This window comes from Pseudoduganella plicata (assembly GCF_004421005.1).
Classification (GTDB): domain Bacteria; phylum Pseudomonadota; class Gammaproteobacteria; order Burkholderiales; family Burkholderiaceae_D; genus Rugamonas; species Rugamonas plicata.
This window is the reverse complement of the sequence record NZ_CP038026.1, coordinates 5,593,807-5,609,569: the sequence shown is the minus strand read 5'-3', so window position 1 is coordinate 5,609,569 and position 15,763 is coordinate 5,593,807. Positions and strand designations below refer to the sequence as shown.

General features: G+C 64.2%; 18 protein-coding genes. 10 read left to right on the top strand and 8 right to left on the bottom strand.

Features of this window, described 5'->3' with window-relative positions; all coding sequences use genetic code 11:
• Positions 1-47 precede the first annotated feature (47 nt).
• Positions 48-269 carry a YMGG-like glycine zipper-containing protein gene (locus E1742_RS24675; RefSeq protein ID WP_134387681.1) on the top strand — a complete coding sequence of 74 codons (222 nt, stop codon included), beginning with the start codon at positions 48-50 and terminating at the stop codon, positions 267-269.
• 211 nt (positions 270-480) lie between these two features.
• On the opposite strand, the gene E1742_RS24670 is transcribed toward E1742_RS24675, so the two are convergent.
• Positions 481-1,197, bottom strand: a complete 717-nt coding sequence (locus E1742_RS24670; RefSeq protein ID WP_134387680.1) for a Crp/Fnr family transcriptional regulator — start codon at positions 1,195-1,197, stop codon at positions 481-483.
• Positions 1,198-1,356: 159 nt separating this feature from the next.
• Between E1742_RS24670 and E1742_RS24665 the strand changes: the two genes are divergently transcribed.
• The 5 genes from E1742_RS24665 to E1742_RS24645 all read left to right on the top strand — a co-directional run bounded on the left by E1742_RS24665 (position 1,357) and on the right by E1742_RS24645 (position 4,268).
• On the top strand, positions 1,357-2,133 hold the full coding sequence (locus E1742_RS24665) for a glycine zipper 2TM domain-containing protein (protein WP_134387679.1): 777 nt from the start codon (positions 1,357-1,359) through the stop codon (positions 2,131-2,133).
• 220 nt (positions 2,134-2,353) lie between these two features.
• Entirely contained in the window at positions 2,354-2,569 is a 216-nt protein-coding gene (locus tag E1742_RS24660; RefSeq protein WP_134387678.1) for a hypothetical protein, read from the top strand.
• 140 nt (positions 2,570-2,709) lie between these two features.
• Positions 2,710-2,856, top strand: coding sequence for a lmo0937 family membrane protein (locus E1742_RS24655; protein ID WP_107141518.1), 147 nt, complete (start codon positions 2,710-2,712; stop codon positions 2,854-2,856).
• 87 nt (positions 2,857-2,943) lie between these two features.
• Complete coding sequence (locus E1742_RS24650) at positions 2,944-3,630, top strand: YiaD family glycine zipper/OmpA-like lipoprotein (RefSeq protein ID WP_134387677.1); 687 nt, start codon at positions 2,944-2,946, stop codon at positions 3,628-3,630.
• A 65-nt stretch (positions 3,631-3,695) separates the two neighbouring features.
• Complete coding sequence (locus tag E1742_RS24645; RefSeq protein ID WP_134387676.1) at positions 3,696-4,268, top strand: DUF3617 domain-containing protein; 573 nt, start codon at positions 3,696-3,698, stop codon at positions 4,266-4,268.
• A 10-nt stretch (positions 4,269-4,278) separates the two neighbouring features.
• On the opposite strand, the gene E1742_RS24640 is transcribed toward E1742_RS24645, so the two are convergent.
• Together E1742_RS24640 and E1742_RS24635 are read right to left on the bottom strand one after the other, a co-directional pair.
• Positions 4,279-5,115: a branched-chain amino acid aminotransferase gene (locus E1742_RS24640; RefSeq protein ID WP_134387675.1), complete on the bottom strand. Its 837-nt coding sequence runs from the start codon at positions 5,113-5,115 to the stop codon at positions 4,279-4,281.
• A gap of 66 nt (positions 5,116-5,181) precedes the next feature.
• Positions 5,182-6,336, bottom strand: a complete 1,155-nt coding sequence (locus E1742_RS24635; protein ID WP_229466315.1) for a porin — start codon at positions 6,334-6,336, stop codon at positions 5,182-5,184.
• 238 nt (positions 6,337-6,574) lie between these two features.
• Between E1742_RS24635 and E1742_RS24630 the strand changes: the two genes are divergently transcribed.
• On the top strand, positions 6,575-7,879 hold the full coding sequence (locus tag E1742_RS24630; RefSeq protein ID WP_134387674.1) for an acetyl-CoA hydrolase/transferase family protein: 1,305 nt from the start codon (positions 6,575-6,577) through the stop codon (positions 7,877-7,879).
• 90 nt (positions 7,880-7,969) lie between these two features.
• Positions 7,970-10,006: a site-specific recombinase gene (locus E1742_RS24625; protein ID WP_134387673.1), complete on the top strand. Its 2,037-nt coding sequence runs from the start codon at positions 7,970-7,972 to the stop codon at positions 10,004-10,006.
• 5 nt (positions 10,007-10,011) lie between these two features.
• On the opposite strand, the gene E1742_RS27455 is transcribed toward E1742_RS24625, so the two are convergent.
• Positions 10,012-10,587 (bottom strand): hypothetical protein, encoded by a 576-nt coding sequence (locus E1742_RS27455; protein WP_371860183.1) that lies wholly within the window; start codon positions 10,585-10,587, stop codon positions 10,012-10,014.
• A gap of 167 nt (positions 10,588-10,754) precedes the next feature.
• On the opposite strand from E1742_RS27455, the gene E1742_RS27300 reads away from it, so the two are divergent.
• Positions 10,755-11,390: a phospholipase D-like domain-containing protein gene (locus E1742_RS27300; RefSeq protein ID WP_307721897.1), complete on the top strand. Its 636-nt coding sequence runs from the start codon at positions 10,755-10,757 to the stop codon at positions 11,388-11,390.
• Positions 11,391-11,454: 64 nt separating this feature from the next.
• On the opposite strand, the gene E1742_RS24615 is transcribed toward E1742_RS27300, so the two are convergent.
• The 3 genes from E1742_RS24615 to E1742_RS24605 are packed head-to-tail and all read right to left on the bottom strand — an operon-like array spanning position 11,455 to position 13,875.
• Complete coding sequence (locus tag E1742_RS24615; protein WP_134387672.1) at positions 11,455-12,273, bottom strand: metallophosphoesterase family protein; 819 nt, start codon at positions 12,271-12,273, stop codon at positions 11,455-11,457.
• A 22-nt stretch (positions 12,274-12,295) separates the two neighbouring features.
• On the bottom strand, positions 12,296-13,186 hold the full coding sequence (locus tag E1742_RS24610; protein ID WP_134387671.1) for a diacylglycerol/lipid kinase family protein: 891 nt from the start codon (positions 13,184-13,186) through the stop codon (positions 12,296-12,298).
• Positions 13,186-13,875, bottom strand: coding sequence for a phosphatase PAP2 family protein (locus E1742_RS24605; RefSeq protein WP_229466313.1), 690 nt, complete (start codon positions 13,873-13,875; stop codon positions 13,186-13,188). The genes E1742_RS24610 and E1742_RS24605 overlap by 1 nt, the downstream gene beginning before the upstream one ends.
• A 392-nt stretch (positions 13,876-14,267) precedes the next feature.
• Here E1742_RS24605 and E1742_RS24600 point away from each other — a divergent pair, with 392 nt between their 5' ends.
• Positions 14,268-14,507: a hypothetical protein gene (locus tag E1742_RS24600; protein WP_134387670.1), complete on the top strand. Its 240-nt coding sequence runs from the start codon at positions 14,268-14,270 to the stop codon at positions 14,505-14,507.
• A gap of 693 nt (positions 14,508-15,200) precedes the next feature.
• Here E1742_RS24600 and E1742_RS24595 read toward each other — a convergent pair.
• Positions 15,201-15,722: a hypothetical protein gene (locus tag E1742_RS24595; protein ID WP_134387669.1), complete on the bottom strand. Its 522-nt coding sequence runs from the start codon at positions 15,720-15,722 to the stop codon at positions 15,201-15,203.
• Positions 15,723-15,763 lie beyond the last annotated feature (41 nt).

Sequence of the window (15,763 nt, the reverse complement as noted above, 5' to 3'; positions counted from 1 at the left end):
TGGGGCCCCCACCCTTTCGAACATCACATCAACACGAGGAGAACATCATGAACGTCAAACAGATCGCAATGCGTCTTACCATCGCAGGCGCCGTCATGGGCCTGACCGCCTGCTCCGGCATGTCCACGCAGGACCGTAACACGGCCATCGGCGCCGGCGTCGGCGCAGTCGCCGGCTCGGTCCTGTCGGGCGGCTCCGCCCTGGGCACCGTCGGCGGCGCCGCTGTCGGTGGCGTCGTCGGCAACCAGGTCAGCAAGCCAAGCCGCTGATCTTCGCGCCGCGATGAAAACGGAGCCTTCGGGCTCCGTTTTTATTTGGCGCATACTGCGCCGCGAGCCTGCCGGCATCGCGCTATGGCACGCAGGCTTGCTGGGCTCGGCGGGAGGTTGCGCCAGGGCGTGCAACGCGCGTGGCGGGGCTTCGGCGAGCTTGCGCAAGGGTCGCCGCTTCTGGCATCGCGGTCGCAGCGTGACGGCGGCTTCAGCGTTCCTTCACCAGCTCATAACATCGGCAGGAAACCGCCTCCAGCCCGCTCGAATCCAGGATCTCGATATTGCCCCGGCTGTACGAGATCAGCTTCTGGTTCTGCAGCGCGCTGGCCGCCTTCGTGACGCCGACGCGGCGCACGCCCAGCGCGTGCGCCAGGAACTCATGGGTCAGGTGGAACTTCTCCGATTGCAGGCGGTCGCGCGTGACCAGCAGCGAACGGGCCAGGCGCGCCTCGAGCACGTGGAAGCGGCTGCAGACAGCGATCTGGATGGCTTGCGCCAGCAGGGTATCGGTATAGCGGTGCAGCAGGTGCTGCAGCGATTCCAGCCGCCCGGCCCATGCGGCGAACTCGGCAGCCGGCATGCGCAGGGTACGGCCCGCGCGCTGCACGACGGCACGCACCTGCGCTTCGTCATTGCCCAACGCTGCAGAGGCGCCGATCATGCCCTCGCGGCCCACTGAGCCGACCTCCAGCGTCATGCGGCCTTCGGCAACGGCCAGCAGCGACACGAGCGCGTCGATAGGGAAATACACGTGGTGAAGAGTTTGTCCTGGTTCGAACAGGACGGTGCCGACTTCGGCCTCGATCGTCTCGCAATGCGCCTCGATCTGCGCCAGGTCTTCTTCCGGAAGACTGGCCAGCAAGCGGTTGCCGCAGGTAAGCGGGGGTGCATGGCTGCTGTGCGCGGTGTCAAAGTTCAGATTCATCGTATGGCCTGATAGGTTGGCATGTGCACATGGTTTGAACCAGCGTAACGAATCTCAATTCCCATGTATGTACGGTGACGCACGGAACCCCTCGGTGACGGGAAGGACAATGCCAGCAAAGGGTCGCGCCTCCCGCGGCCACCAGAAAAAGGACTCATCATGAATCATCCCAGCACTCCGCCACGGCGCCACAACCTGCATCCGCTGATGCTGGTCGCGGCCGTCGTCCTCATCCTGTTTTGCGGCGTGGGCATCGCTTCGTTCATGGGCTGGCTGCCGTCGTCCAAGAACGCAGGCCGGCCCGAGCAGCTTGTCAATCCGGCAGGCGAACAGCTGGCCACCGCACCGTCTTCGCCGCCGACCGCGGCTACGCAGTCGAGCCAGTATGCGGCCGGCGCCGGCAGCATCAACGGCGTGCCGACCGCATCCGGCAGCGGCGCCGTGGGCACCAGCGGCAGCTCCGCGGACATCGTTGCCTCGCCGGTAGCGCCATCCACCCAGCCACGTGTCGAGGCGCCCGTGCGCGACGAGAAGCTGCAACGCGAACGCGAGCGTGAACGTGCGCGCGAACGCGCTGTCGAACGCAAGAACGCCGCCACCCCGGCCTGCAATTACTGCGGCATGGTCGAAGAGGTCAACGAGACCAGCACCCGCGCGGCAGGCAGCGGCGTGGGCGCGGCCGGCGGTGCCGTCGTGGGCGGCTTGCTGGGCCGTCAGGTGGGCGACGGCCGCGGCCGCGACCTGGCAACGATCGCCGGCGCCATCGGCGGCGCAGTGGTCGGCAACCAGGTCGAAGGCAAGGCGAGGGCGACCAAGCAGTACGACGTCAAGGTGCGCATGAACGACGGCGAGATCCGCACGTTCCATACGGACTCGCCCGTGTGGCGCCGCGGCGACCAGGTCAAGGTCGTCGAAGGGATGCTGCAGTCACGCTGATCGGCGCCTGCCCTGCCCTCTCGAAAAGCCCTGTGGTATGCCACGGGGCTTTTTTTCGCGCCTGCTTCGGACGCCATCTTCCGCTGTTGTACACCCCTGGGCTTTTTGTTGCTGTGTGCACCAGCGAACAGAGTTAGCTCGACAGTACGCTACACAATCGTTTCACGCTGTCCCACGAGTCGCAGTCGTATCGCGGACTTCATAAAAGGAGTAAAACATCATGAACAGGATGGTTTGGGGCTGGACGATCGCGCTGGGACTGCTGTTGGCGCGCATCGGTTATACGGAGCTGGAGGCAGCGGACGCGGTACTGCCGGAATGGTCGATCCTGATGCTGGTGACGGGCGGCCTGACCGCCGGACTGTTAGGCGTGACAGGCCTGCTGGGACTGCTGGGCTGGGTGCCTCAGCCGGGCGCGCGGCTCGGCGACCAGTAGCATCTGTTGAAGTATTGTCTATTTTTTTCGGCATTGTACGGCAGCGAACAGAAGCAATCAGTACTGGCGGAACATAATGGTTTCACGACGGCGCAGTATCATCGGGCCGGATAATTAACTTGCGACGAGAGGATCCAATCATGCTTTACACTATTGCTGTAGTTCTCATTATTCTGTGGCTGCTGGGTCTGGTCACGTCATACACCATCGGCGGCTTCATCCATATTCTGCTGGTCGTGGCCGTGATCATGATCCTGCTGCGCCTGATCAGCGGACGCGGCGTCTAGCCTGACCAGCGCTGACAACAGCGGCGGTGCATGAGAGTGCAGCGCCGCTGTGTTTTTTTGAGGGACCCGAAGAGAAGGAGCAGTACCATGACTATCCTGAATGACACATACAAAAAAGCGGTGGCCGGCGCGGTCGCTGTCGCCATGGCGATCGGCGCCACCGGCTGCGCCGACATGAATACGGAACAGCGCGGCACCGCGACCGGTGCGGGCATTGGGGCCGGCCTGGGTGCAATCCTGGGCGCGACGACGAGCCATGGCGGGGGGGGCCGCGCGGCCGGTGGCGCCGTGCTGGGCGCCGCCGTCGGCGCCGTGGCCGGCAATATCTGGTCGAAGCGCATGGAGAGCCAGAAGCAGGCGATGGAACAGGCCACGCGCGGCACCGGCGTGCAGGTCTCGCAGACGAGCGACAACCGCCTGAAGATGGAAATCCCCAGCGATATTTCGTTCGATACGAACCGTGCCGACATCAAGTCGAACTTCCGCCCCATCCTGGACCGCTTTGCCGCCACGCTGAACGAGAATCCGGCCACCACCGTGACGATCATCGGCCACACGGACAGCACGGGCAGCGACGCGATCAACCAGCCGCTGTCGGTGGAACGCGCCTCGCACACGCGCGACTACCTGTCCACCAAGGGCGTGTCGCCGACCCGCGTCGTCGTCGAAGGCCGCGGTGCCCGCGAGCCGATCGCGTCCAACGACGACAACTCGGGCCGCGCCCGCAACCGTCGCGTCGAGATCTACGTGGCCGAGCCGTCGCCACGCAGCTGATCGCATCCCGATTGCATCTCGTTTACCGGCCGCGCCCTGCGGCCGGTCCCCGACCAGGAGCTTTCATGACTACCCATGCCATGTGCGCAATCCGTTCCGCCGCGAAGTTTGCCGTAACCCTGGCCGCAGCGCTGACAGTCGCGCTGCCCGCCGCTGCCGCTGCCATCAAGCCCGGCCTGTGGGAAATGACCAGCAAGGTACCCAGCGCCGATCCGGCGGCAATGCAGGCCATGGCGCAGGCCCAGCAGCAAATGGCGTCCTTGCCGCCCGAGCGGCGGCGCGCGATCGAGGAAGCACTGGCGAAACAGGGCGTCTCGCTTGCACTGGCCGAAGGCGGCGGGATCAAGGTAAAGTTCTGCATCACACCGGAACAGGCCGCCAACCCGACGATGCCACACGGCCAGCCGGGCGACTGCAGCAGCACGAGAACCAACATCCCCGGCGGCCTCGCGGTGAAGTTCACGTGCAGGAATCCAGCCTCCAGCGGCAACGGCCAGGTCATCTTCGACGGCGACAGCGGCTTTTCGATGCGCATGGCCATCGACAGCACCGTCGCAGGCAAGGCCCAGCACATGACGACGGAAAGCACGGGTCGCTGGCTGGGCCGGGACTGCGGCACCGCGCAGCCCGTGCGCTGAGCCTGCCGAATCAGTTTGCTTCCGTGAAAGCGAAGTAGAGGTCGCGCGCCCGCGTTGCCACCGGCCCCACGGGCAGTGCGCGCTCCTCGTAGCGCACGCAGGGCGTGACCTTGCCAAAGTTCCCCGTATTGAAGATTTCCGTCGTTGTCGTCAACTCTTCCGGGCGCACGCTGCGCTCTTCCACGTGCACGCCATCCTCTTTCAGCAGCGCGATCACGCGGGCCCGCGTGATGCCGGCCAGGAAGGTGCCGTTCAACGCCGGCGTCACGACCGCGCCTTCCGGCGTCGCGAAGAACAGGTTGGCGGTGGCGAATTCCGCCACGTTGCCGTCGATGTCGCAGACGACGGCGTTGTCGAATCCCCTGCTTTTCGCCTCGCGCAGCACGCGCGTCGTATTGGCGTACAGCGACGATGCCTTGGCATCGGTCGGTGCCATGCGAGCGTCCGGGCGCAACAGCGCGGACAGGCAGGCAGTGAAGCCGGTGAAAGGAGGAATGGCGGCGTCGAACAGCGTCAGCGCAAAAGCGCTCTTCTCCGCGACAGGGACCAGGAGGCCGTCGGTGGCAAAGACCAGCGGGCGGACGTACAGCACGGCATCGGCCGGGAATTTCGCAACGCCTTCGCGCACCAGTGCTTCCATCTCGTCCACCGACAGCGGGCACTGCATGCCGAGACGTTCGGCCGAGTGGATCACGCGCTGCAGATGCGGACGCAGGTCCGGCAGGTGCCCGCGGATGGCGCGGGCGCCGTCGAACACGGAAGAACCCAGCCACACGCTGTGGTCCATCGCGCCGAACAGCGGGGTGTTGCCTTCACTCCAGGCGCCGTTGAAATAGGTCAGATACATGCCAGCTCCGTACTTGTCAAAGTACCAAATTTAGCACATGAGCTGGCACAGGCGGCAAGAAGCTCGTCAGAAGGCGTGGCGCAGGCCGAGGTTGAAGGCGCTGCGGCCCTTGCCCTGTTCGCTGAAATTGCCCACCGTGTACGGCGCGCCGTTATGGTCCTTGATCTTCGCGTAAGCGGCATAGAACGCCGTGCGCCGCGACATCGAATACGTCATGCCGACGGCCACCTGATTGGCATCCTGGTTGGCCAGCGAGCGATCGTCCTTGCGGATGTACGACACCATGTAGGTGGCGGGGCCGGAGGCGTACGACACACCCGCCAGCGCATCGTTGCTGCGGTTCGACGGCGACGACAGCACGAGCGCGCCGTACGGGTTGTCCTGGTCCCACGGCGAGCTGCCCACGCCGCGATTGACGGCATATGCGGCGTACACGGTGGCAGCCTGGCCCAGGTGCAGGTTGGCCGCCACCAGCGAATTGCGCGACGACAGGTCGACCGGGGTCGTGGCGCCGGCGCCCTGCAGGAAGTTGTTCTTGCGCTGGTGCGCCGCGCGCAAGGTGAACGGGCCGCCCTGGTAGCCGATCATGGCGCCATAGGCCCGGTTGCGCGACGTACTGAAGGCGGACTCGCCGAAACTGTAGATGGCGCTGGCGACAAAGCCGTGGATCAGGGCGGAGCGGTATTTGATCGTATTGTCGGAACGCTTGCTGCCATTGCCCATCAGGTTCGTTGCCGTGCCGGCCATGCCGCCGCGGAACGGGTCGGCCACTTCCGTCAGCGTCTCGTAGCCGACGTCGTACTGCCGGCCCACCGTGACGGCGCCCCAGCGGTTGGCCAGGCCCACATACGCCTGGCTGCCGAACAGGCGGCCATTCTGGTCGGACTGGCCCGTGTCGTTGCGGACGCCCGCTTCGAGCGTGAACACGGCGGAGGTATCGTTGCCCAGCGCTTCGCGGCCGGTGAAGCCGATGACGGAGCCCGTGCTCACGCCGGGGGAGATCTTGGTGGAGGGGCAGCTGCCGCCACGGCAATCGTGTTCGGACACGGCGCCGGCATCGAGCACGCCGTACACCTGCACGGAAGAGTCGGACGACGGCGCGGTGACCGTTCCGGTTGGGGCGGTCTGAGCGGTCTGGGCGGTCTGGCAGTAGGCTGCAGGTGCCATCGCGGCACAGCAGGCCAGTGCCAGCATCGGGTTCTTCATGAATCGGTTCTTCATGATGCGTCTCTAGGTCAAGTCAACAAATAACCGATCGGCTCGGTTCTGCCAAGTTGCATGCTTTTCCTAAAGCTTGGGTGCAGTCTATCCGCGTCCTGCCGGCGATTCTGTGCGGAGTTTCACAAAACACCATCACTCGTGGTTACTCTGCGGTACATGTACAGATATACCCCAACGGCAGAGCGGCGTATAGTGGCGAGGCAGGTGTTTTATCCTTTACTCGAGAAAGGCTGCATTCATGCAACATCAAACCCCGCAAGCGTTATACGAAGGCAAACGAATTGCCGCACATGACGCAATTTCCCTGCTGCGCGACGGCGACTGCATCATCGTGCCCTCCGGCGCCGCCGAGCCTCCCGCCCTGCTGACGGCGCTGTCGGAGCGCCGCCGTGAACTCAACGATATCAAGGTCGCCCAGATCCTGGCGCTGCGCAAATACGGTTATTTCGATTGCGAGACGACCCATCACGTGCGTCACCTTGCGCTCTTCTTCGGCGGCGCATCGCGGGCCGCGGGGCAGGCGGGATGGGCCGACTTCGTCCCCGCCTACTTCTCCGAGATCCCCGCGCTGATCGAGCGCGACCTGGTGCCGGCCGACGTCGTGTTTTCGCTGGCCTCGCCGATGGACGAGCACGGCTTCTTCTCGCTCAGCCTGGGTGCCGACTACACGATGGCGGCTGTCGCCAAGGCACGCGCCGTCATCCTTGAAGTCAATCCGAACGTGCCGTTCGCCCATGGCCAGTGCCACGTGCACATCGACCAGGTGGCGGCCGTCGTCGAAAGCGACGAGCCGGTGTTCGAAGTGGGGTTGCCGAAGATCGGCCCCGTGCAGGAAGCCATCGCCGGCTACGTGGCGGAGATGATCGAGGACGGTTCGACCTTGCAGATCGGCTATGGCGGCATTCCGGATGCGGTGGTCATGCAGCTGTCGCACAAGCACGACCTGGGCATCCACACGGAGATGATCGGCGACGGCATTCTCAAGCTGGTCGAGGAAGGCGTCGTGACGAACCGGCGCAAGACGTTCATGCCGGGCAAGATGGTGGCGACATTCGCATTGGGGTCGAAGAAACTGTACGACTTCATGCACCACAATCCGATGCTGGAAATCCACCCGGTCAGCTTCACCAACGACCCGTACATCGCCGGGCAGAACGACAAGCTGGTGGCCATCAACGCCAGCCTGCAGGTCGACCTGCTGGGCCAGTGCGGCTCCGAGAGCATCGCCCACCTGCCCTATTCCGGCACGGGCGGCCAGGTCGATTTCGTGCGGGCAGCGAACCGCTCGCGTGGCGGCAAGGCGTTCATCGTCCTGCCGTCGACGGCAAAGGACGGTGCGATCTCGCGCATCGTGCCCACGCTGACGCCGGGCACGCACGTAACGACGGGCAAGAACGACATCAACTACGTCGTCACCGAATACGGCGTCGCGCAGCTGCGCGGCAAGTCGGCACGGCAGCGTGCCGAGGCGCTGATCGCCATCGCGCACCCGGATTTCCGGGCCGAGTTGCGCCGCGCGGCGGCGGCCATCCATCTCTGTTGAGGGCGGCGTTGGTACGCCAGCGAACATAGTCGGGCTTGCTGAGCGGTTACACTATCGTTTTGTTCAATGCGGCCAGTCCGTATCAACCGCATGCTAGCCATCCTTGAAAGCATCGACCAGCACACCTTGAGCATTGAGCCTCTCGTTGCGCTGGTCGATACACTGCGCCCCCGCCGTCCCAGGGACGTCATCCGCGCCACCTCCCATGTCCGCACCCTGACACAGCTGCTGCGGGGTAACCCCGAGCACGCGCGCCAGTTGCGCGACTATATTTTCCGGCTGCTGGAAAGCCGCCGTCACGCCAGCCTGTACAGCGAGGTGGGCGTGCTGTCGAACGACGGCTTCTTTACCGAGCTGAAGCGCCGCATCGCGTACCGCATCCTGCCGCCCGCGTTCGGCGACGAATACCTGGCCGACGCGCTCGACCAGATACTTTATAGGCAGACGGACTACTGCTGGATCAGCGCCGTGCCCGTTGCCGACTGGCTGGCCCTGTTCGACGTGGTCATGACGCCGCGTCCGGGGCCGAATGTCATGCTGCCGGGACTGCTGGAAGCGATCCGCACGCTGAGCTACCGCGTCTGCGCGATCGGCCTGGAGCCGAAGCTGACGAACTTCCACACAGAGATGGAAGAGTTCGAGTCGCCATTCATTGTGCAGAACCGCGAAGTGGTGCACTACCTCGACAACTACGAGCGCATGCTGGCCGGCGGCGACGTCATGCTGGACGCCCGTCACCTGCTGGTGATGCTCGACCAGTGCGAGGCCGTCATCGTCAAGATCCGCAAGAAGGCGCTGCTGCAGGGTACCAGCATCGCGCTGACCTACCTGCTGGTGACGCTGAACCAGAGCATCGACCGGCTGCGCAAGCTGCTGTATCTGGTGGACACGTCGGGCGCCACGTCCGAGCCGCCGACGGTGGACCTGGATGCGGTGGCGGCCCAGGCGCTGCCTCATCGGCCTGTTGCGAAGGTCGCCACACGCAAGCGCGCCGCCGCGGTGGCGCTGGCGCTGGAGCTGATCCAGGCCCACAACAACAAGTACACGGTACGCGACTTGCTTGCGGACAATATCCACCTGCTGGCCCGGAATGTGACGGAAAACGCCAGCCGCACGGGCGAACACTACATCGCCGAGAACCGGCGCGAGATGACGCGCATGTTCCTGTCGTCCGCCGGGGCCGGCGTGATTGTCGGCTTCATGGCGCTGTGCAAGCTCCTGTTCGGCACCTTGCGCGCCGCGCCACTGGTCGAAGCATTTCTGTTCAGCATGAACTACTCGCTGGGCTTCATGCTCATCCACGTGCTGCACTTCACGGTGGCGACCAAGCAGCCGGCGATGACGGCGTCACGCATCGCCGCCGGCCTGCAGAGCCGCGACGGCCGCCATATCGACCTCGACAGCCTTGCCGAGCTGATCAACAAAGTACTGCGCACGCAGATCACGGCCGTGCTGGGCAATATCTTCACGGCGCTGCCCACGGCATGGCTGATCGCCTGGGGCTGGATGAAGATCACGGGGCACCATCTGGTAACAAAGGAAAAGGCGCTGCATCTGCTGCACGATATCGACCCGATCCACTCGCCCGCCCTGTTCTACGCGGCCATTGCCGGCGTCTGCCTGTTCCTGGCCGGCCTGATCTCGGGCTACTACGACAACCAGGCGCTGTACACGCGCTGGGCACAGCGGATCAGCCAGCTGCGCGGCCTGTCGAGGCTGCTCGGGCGCGACCGCACCGAACGGCTGGGCGTTTACCTGGAAAACAATCTCGGCAGCCTGATGGGGAACTTCTACTTCGGCATCATGCTGGGCACGATCGGCACGCTGGGTACGCTGATGGGGCTGCCGTTGGATATCCGTCACGTTACTTTCTCGGCTGCCAACTTTGCGACAGCCCTGGTCGGCTTGGATCACAATGTAAGCTGGCAACTGGTAGTGAAATCCGTTACCGGATTCCTGGCCATCGGCATCGTCAACCTGGTGGTCAGTTTCGGTCTCGCGTTATGGGTAGCGCTGCGCGCACGGCGCATCCCGTTCGAACACGGATTCCTGCTGCTGCGTGCCCTGTTCCGGCGGCTACGCAAGGCACCCGTCGACTTCTTTATCGGCAGTAAGGAGAATAAATGAGAATTTTACGTGCGCAAAACTGGCTGGCCCCGATCCTGCTCGGCTGGTGCCTGGTCGCCTGTGCGTCGCTGCCCACTGTCGATGCCGACAAGACGAAAGCGCAGGCCGCGCCCGCTCCTGTCGTCCAGTCCGCTAACGGGGCGCTGTCCGCCAGCAAGGCCAAGGCCCTGCTGGCCAAGCGCTGGAACAAGGGCGCGCTGGACCTGAAGGCCCAGGCCGCACTGGAAGACGCCGCCACGGGCGTCCCGCTGATCGCCGGCAACCAGGTCAAGCTGCTGTTCGACGGCCCGCAGACGATGGCCGAAATGATGAAGGCCATTGCGGGCGCCAGGAACAATATCAATTTCGAGACGTATATCTTCGACCAGGACGAGCTGGGCGACAAATTCGCCGATCTGCTGATGGAGAAGCAGCGCGCCGGGGTGACGGTGAACATCATCTACGACAGCGTGGGTACCTTGACGGTGCCGCAGCAGTTCTTCGACAAGATGCGCGCGGCAGGCATTCACCTGATCGCGTTCAATCCCGTCAACCCGGCCAAGGTACGCGGCAACGGCTGGAAGGTGAACAACCGCGACCACCGCAAGATGCTGATCGTCGACGGCAAGGTCGGCTTCGCGGGGGCATCAATATCAGCGACACATATTCGAAGAGCTCGCCGTTCCGCTCCAAGAGCCGTCCGAAGGACAAGAAGGACGTCGGCTGGCGCGACACCCACGTACGCATCGAGGGACCGGCAGTGCAGGCCATGCAGTGGCTGTTCATCCAGAACTGGACGGGCCAGGATGCGGACGACCTACGCGAAGCGGACTATTTCCCGAACCCCGTCATCGCCGGCGACAAGCTGGTACGCATCCTCGGCAGCGAGCCGGGCGGCAAGTTCGAGATCTACAAGGCGATGCTGCTGGCGATCCAGGAGGCGAAGAAGTCGATCCATATCACGTGCGCCTACTTCGTGCCGGACGAGCAGACCCTGCAGGCGCTGATCGACGCGGCCCGCCGCGGCGTCAAGGTAGAGCTGGTGCTGCCCAGCGTTTCCGACAGCGGCGTCGTGTTCCACGCGGGCCGCGCGTTCTACCAGCGGTTGCTGGAAGCGGGCGTGCGCATTCACGAGCTGAACCTTGCCGTGCTGCACGCCAAGACGGTCGTCATCGACGGCGTGTGGTCGACGGTGGGCTCGACCAATATGGACACGCGCAGCTTCCTGCACAACAGTGAAGTGAACGTCATCGTGCTGGGCGACGCGTTCGGCCGCGAAATGGAAAACGCATTCCGCGAGGACCTGCGCAATTCAAAGGAAGTCACACTGGCCGCCTGGAAAGACCGCCCCGTGGTCACGCGCATGAAGGAATGGGCGGCCAAGTGGTGGGACTACTGGCTGTAAGGCACCCGCTAATGACGAGCCCGTGTCCACCTCGGGTGGACACGGACTCTGCGATGACTTCTCGTCAATCCCCCAGCCACGGCTCCCAGGTATTGCCTTCGCGCCGGAAGGTCTCCACGCTCGCGACCTCGAACGCACCGGCGGCGTCCTTCCAGCTGTAGCGCTCGACCTGGATCTCGTCCGTGTCGATGCGCAGCACATTGAACGAGTTCGACTCCCCCCTGCCCCGCGTCGACGTTGCCGTGCCAGCCTGCACGACAAGCGCCGCATACCCGGCAATCTTGTAACGCTTCGCGCTGTTGGCCGAACTGCTGGAGTGCACGTGGCCCGCCAGCAGCAGGTCGACGCCGCAACGGGAAAACGCGTTCATCGCCATCGGTGCGCGGTCCACGAGGTCGTCCTTGTCGTGGTGCTCCGGCAGGTCGAACGGGTGGTGCGTGACGACGATGCGCGTCAGCTTCGGGTCGACGCCCGCCAGCCGCGCGCCAAGCCGGTCCAGCTGCTCGCGGTTGACGCGGCCGTCCTTGATCGTCAGCGAGCGAGCCGTATTCAGGCCCATCACGGCAATCTCGTCATCCACATATTCGGGTGCCAGATTGGGCGTGACGTAGCGGCGGTATTTCGTCAGCGGCGTGAGGAAGCGCGCTGCCACGTTGTACAGCGGAATATCGTGATTGCCGGGCACGACGACCTGCGGCTGCGGCAGCGTGTCCAGATAGGCCTTCGCAGCCTTGAACTCCGCGCTCCTGGCGCGCTGCGTGAGGTCGCCGGAGACGACGACGACGTCCGGCGTTACGGACGCCACCGTTGCGCGCAGCGGCGCCAGCAGCCTGTCGTCGACCCTGCCGAAGTGAATGTCCGATAAATGTACGATGGTGCGCATGGTTCTGTTATCCCTTCTTCTGTCAGCGCGGTACGATGACCGTCAGCGCGCCGGGACGCGAGCGGTACTGCAGCGGCGGCGCCATCAGCGTCACCTCGCCGTCGGTGGCGACCCGGATCAGCTTGCGGCGTGTATCGATCGTGAAATCGCGGGCCAGCAGCACGTCGAAATCGCGCGAGCTTCCCAGCCGGCCCAGCAGGGCGTGCCAGGCGAAGCGCACCAGGCCAAGGCGGCTCGGGCGCTGCGCCACGTACAGGCTCAGCTGGCCAGCGTCGAGTGTTGCGCGCTCACCGATGTTCAGGCCCTGCATCAGGTACTCATTATTGCCGATGAAGACAAATGGGGTACGGCGTGCATGTTCCGCGTCGCCCACCCGCAGGCGGATGCTGAGAAACGGGTAGCGCCGCAGCGCTGCCAGGCTGGCCCAGCAGAACGCCAGCCACTTGCCGCGCCCCAGCCGGCGCTGCTGCTTCTCCCGGTCGCGCACGATGTCCGGATACAGGCCGAGGCTGGAATTGTTCAGGAAGATGCGGCCGTTGACGTCGCCCACGTCAACCTGGCGCCGCGTGCCTTCGGCAATATTGGCGATGGCCGCCTCCAGCGCGAGCGGAATGCCCAGATCCTTGGCAAAGTGATTCAGCGTGCCCAGCGGCAGCACGGCAAACGCAACCGGACTGCCCACCAGCACCGACGCGACGGCATTGACGGTGCCGTCGCCGCCGCCGGCCGCCACGATGCCGACGCCGCGCGCGACAGCCGCTTCGGCCGTCGCGATCATTTCCTCGCCGCTTGCGGCCAGGGTAATGTCGGCGGACAGGCCGTGGGCGGCAAACTTGTCGCGCAGTCCGTCCGCCCAGTCGCGGTCGTAGCCCGTGCCGGCGCCCGCGTTGATGATGACAACGACCTCCCGCATCATTGATCCTTGCGCGCCGCGCGGCGCCGGCGCAACGTCGACACCGACGTAATGCAGACAGCCAGCCACGCCAGGCTTTCGACCATCGCGGCGAGCACGTCGCTGACGAAGTGCGCGCCCAGATAGACGCGGCTCAGCGCCACCAGCGCCACCATGCAGACGGCGCCGACCAGCGCCGCGCAGCGCATGCGCCAGCGCGGATTGGTCGTGATGACGTAGCTGGCCAGCAGGCCGTAGAACAGTGTCGCGGCCGCCGTGTGGCCGCTGGGGAAACTGTAGGTTGCCAGCGTGACGAAGGGCTCGTCGAACGCCGGGCGCGCCCGCTGGTAGACATGCTTCAGCAGGACGTTCAGCAGCATGCCGCCCGGCACGGAAATCGCCGTCGCCAGCAGCCAGTACGGCGCCCGCTTGTGCCAGAACCACCACCCGAGCAAGGCCGACAGCACGCACATCGCCGGGATGCCGTGCAGGTGCGTGATGGCGAACATGACGGTCGTCAGAGGTTCGAATGCGTGCTGATAGAACCACTGCGAGACGTGCTCGTCGTAGCGGGCGATATCGTCGCCTTCGCCTACCGCCTCGGCGATCTCGGCAAAGACGGACACGGCGGCCACGAGGGTCAGCACGCCTGCCGTCAGGTGCAATCCGAGCTCGCTGCCGGGGCTCATCCGGGAAGCGACAAAGCGCATCAGTTTGCTGTAAGCTTGTCTAATTATCATCAGTGCGGGATTACAACGGTTAGTCAATAAAACTGATTTTTTATACAGGGCTGTGTTTTTATACAGTAGTTGTGATAAGCTTTCATCCAGTGCAGTACTGACTTCGATGCAGCGCCCGACGAACCATCGTCATTGTGACGAGCAGCTTGTCAGCGGAAGCAACAAATGGTGCATCCAAACAACAGTTTGCAACGACCTGTCCGTGATGCGGAACCTCGGACGGGCGCGGTGCGACAGATGTTGCGGCAGCTCCCGGCTTTTTGAAGGCTGGCGCGGTAACGTCCGGAAACGGGCCTCGTCCGCTGTGCGTCGAAGTCCATAAAAAACGTAGCAGATCAGCAATCCAAACTAAAGGAATAGTCATGGCAACTATCAACTCCAGCGTCGGCTCCAACCGTTTCGAATCCCGCTTTGGCCTCGAATATGCTCCCATGTCGTTTCTGGTCCGTTTTGGCAAGCGAGAAATGCTGGTCTGCCGCGATTTTCGCAAGCGCTTCTATGCCGTCAACCCCATCATCGAATGCGACACGGGCGTCCAGCCTGGACATATCGAAGTACTGCTGTTCGGTCGCTGGCTGTTGATCTTGTCGAAAGCGCACTAATCCATCTGTGCAGTTTCGCACAGTCAACCCAACATTGGCGTTCGCCAGCGGTTCAGCTGAGCTTAGTTTTGGCCGGCTGGCAGAACGTTGAACGATCACGGCAGACGCGGCAGGCTTGTCTCCTGCCGGACCGTCGGCAGCACGACAGCGGTGGGCTTCTTCGCAGCCCTCTTCACCCCGCTTTCTGCCACCGAAGGTTTGCGGTGCAAGCTCCTCTTCCGCTGAACAAGCGCGGTGGTAGAGGACCGGCAGGATGCCGGAGCCGCGTCGGGACGTGATGGCTTATGAATAGTTGTGGGCGGTCACACTTGCTGACCGCTTTTTTCCGCTGCGGCGAGTGACCGGGAATCGTTGGCGTGGCGCCGCTGCGGTATCGGTCTGTGCGTCGCTTTATGCCGGGAGGCTTTGTGCCCGGATGCGGTTCGTCCCGGTGCCCTGCTCTTCGATGACACTGACGGCCCGCTGCTGACCGCCGGCAACTCTTGCCGACCGCTGACCGCCGGCAACGCTTGCCGACCGCTGACCGCCAGCCGCTATCGCTGACCGGTAACCGCCAACTGCGAGCCGCTCATCGTTGCGCCTCAACACTGCCCGGCTGCCGGCGCGTTCACGGCCGCTGCTCCAGCAGCCGCCCCCGCACGGCGCTTTCGTACAGTTCAGTTCGCGGCAGCCATTCGCCGGTCAGTGCCGGCATCAGACCTGCAATTCCGGGCGGGTGCCAACGTTGGTAACGGATGGCCGCTCGCTTTCGCCTGGCTGCGGCGCTGGCGGTACAGCGTGCTCGCAGGCGTCGAGCCGTCGCAGCAGTTCAATGGCCCGGTTGTCGTGGCCCTCCAGCGCGCGCTGCAGCGTGCTGGCCGTAATGCAGGCATCGTCCACGGCGTCCAGGAATGCGCGCTGCGTTTGCTCCAGCATGCGGGATGTGAAGCCGATGCTGTGGAACATCGATGCCACGTCAACGCACAGTTCGCGCAGCGTCAGCAAGGTCCGCTTCGTCGATTCGATGTCGTTGCGCATGCTGCGGTCCGTGTCGATCAGTTCCGTGCGCCCAGTCGCGTTGTGCGACAGCGCGGTGACGGTCTCCAGCCAGTGCTCGATGCGTTCGGCAACCCGGTCGATCCGGATTGTCTTACCATGCATCATGAAACAGTAGTACAAGCACAATACCCAGACAGGCAGCCGGGCAAGAATGCCCGGCAATCCGGCCTTGCGCATGCGCGTTTCCATCCTGCGGCATGTTTGCAGTATGCCGCCGA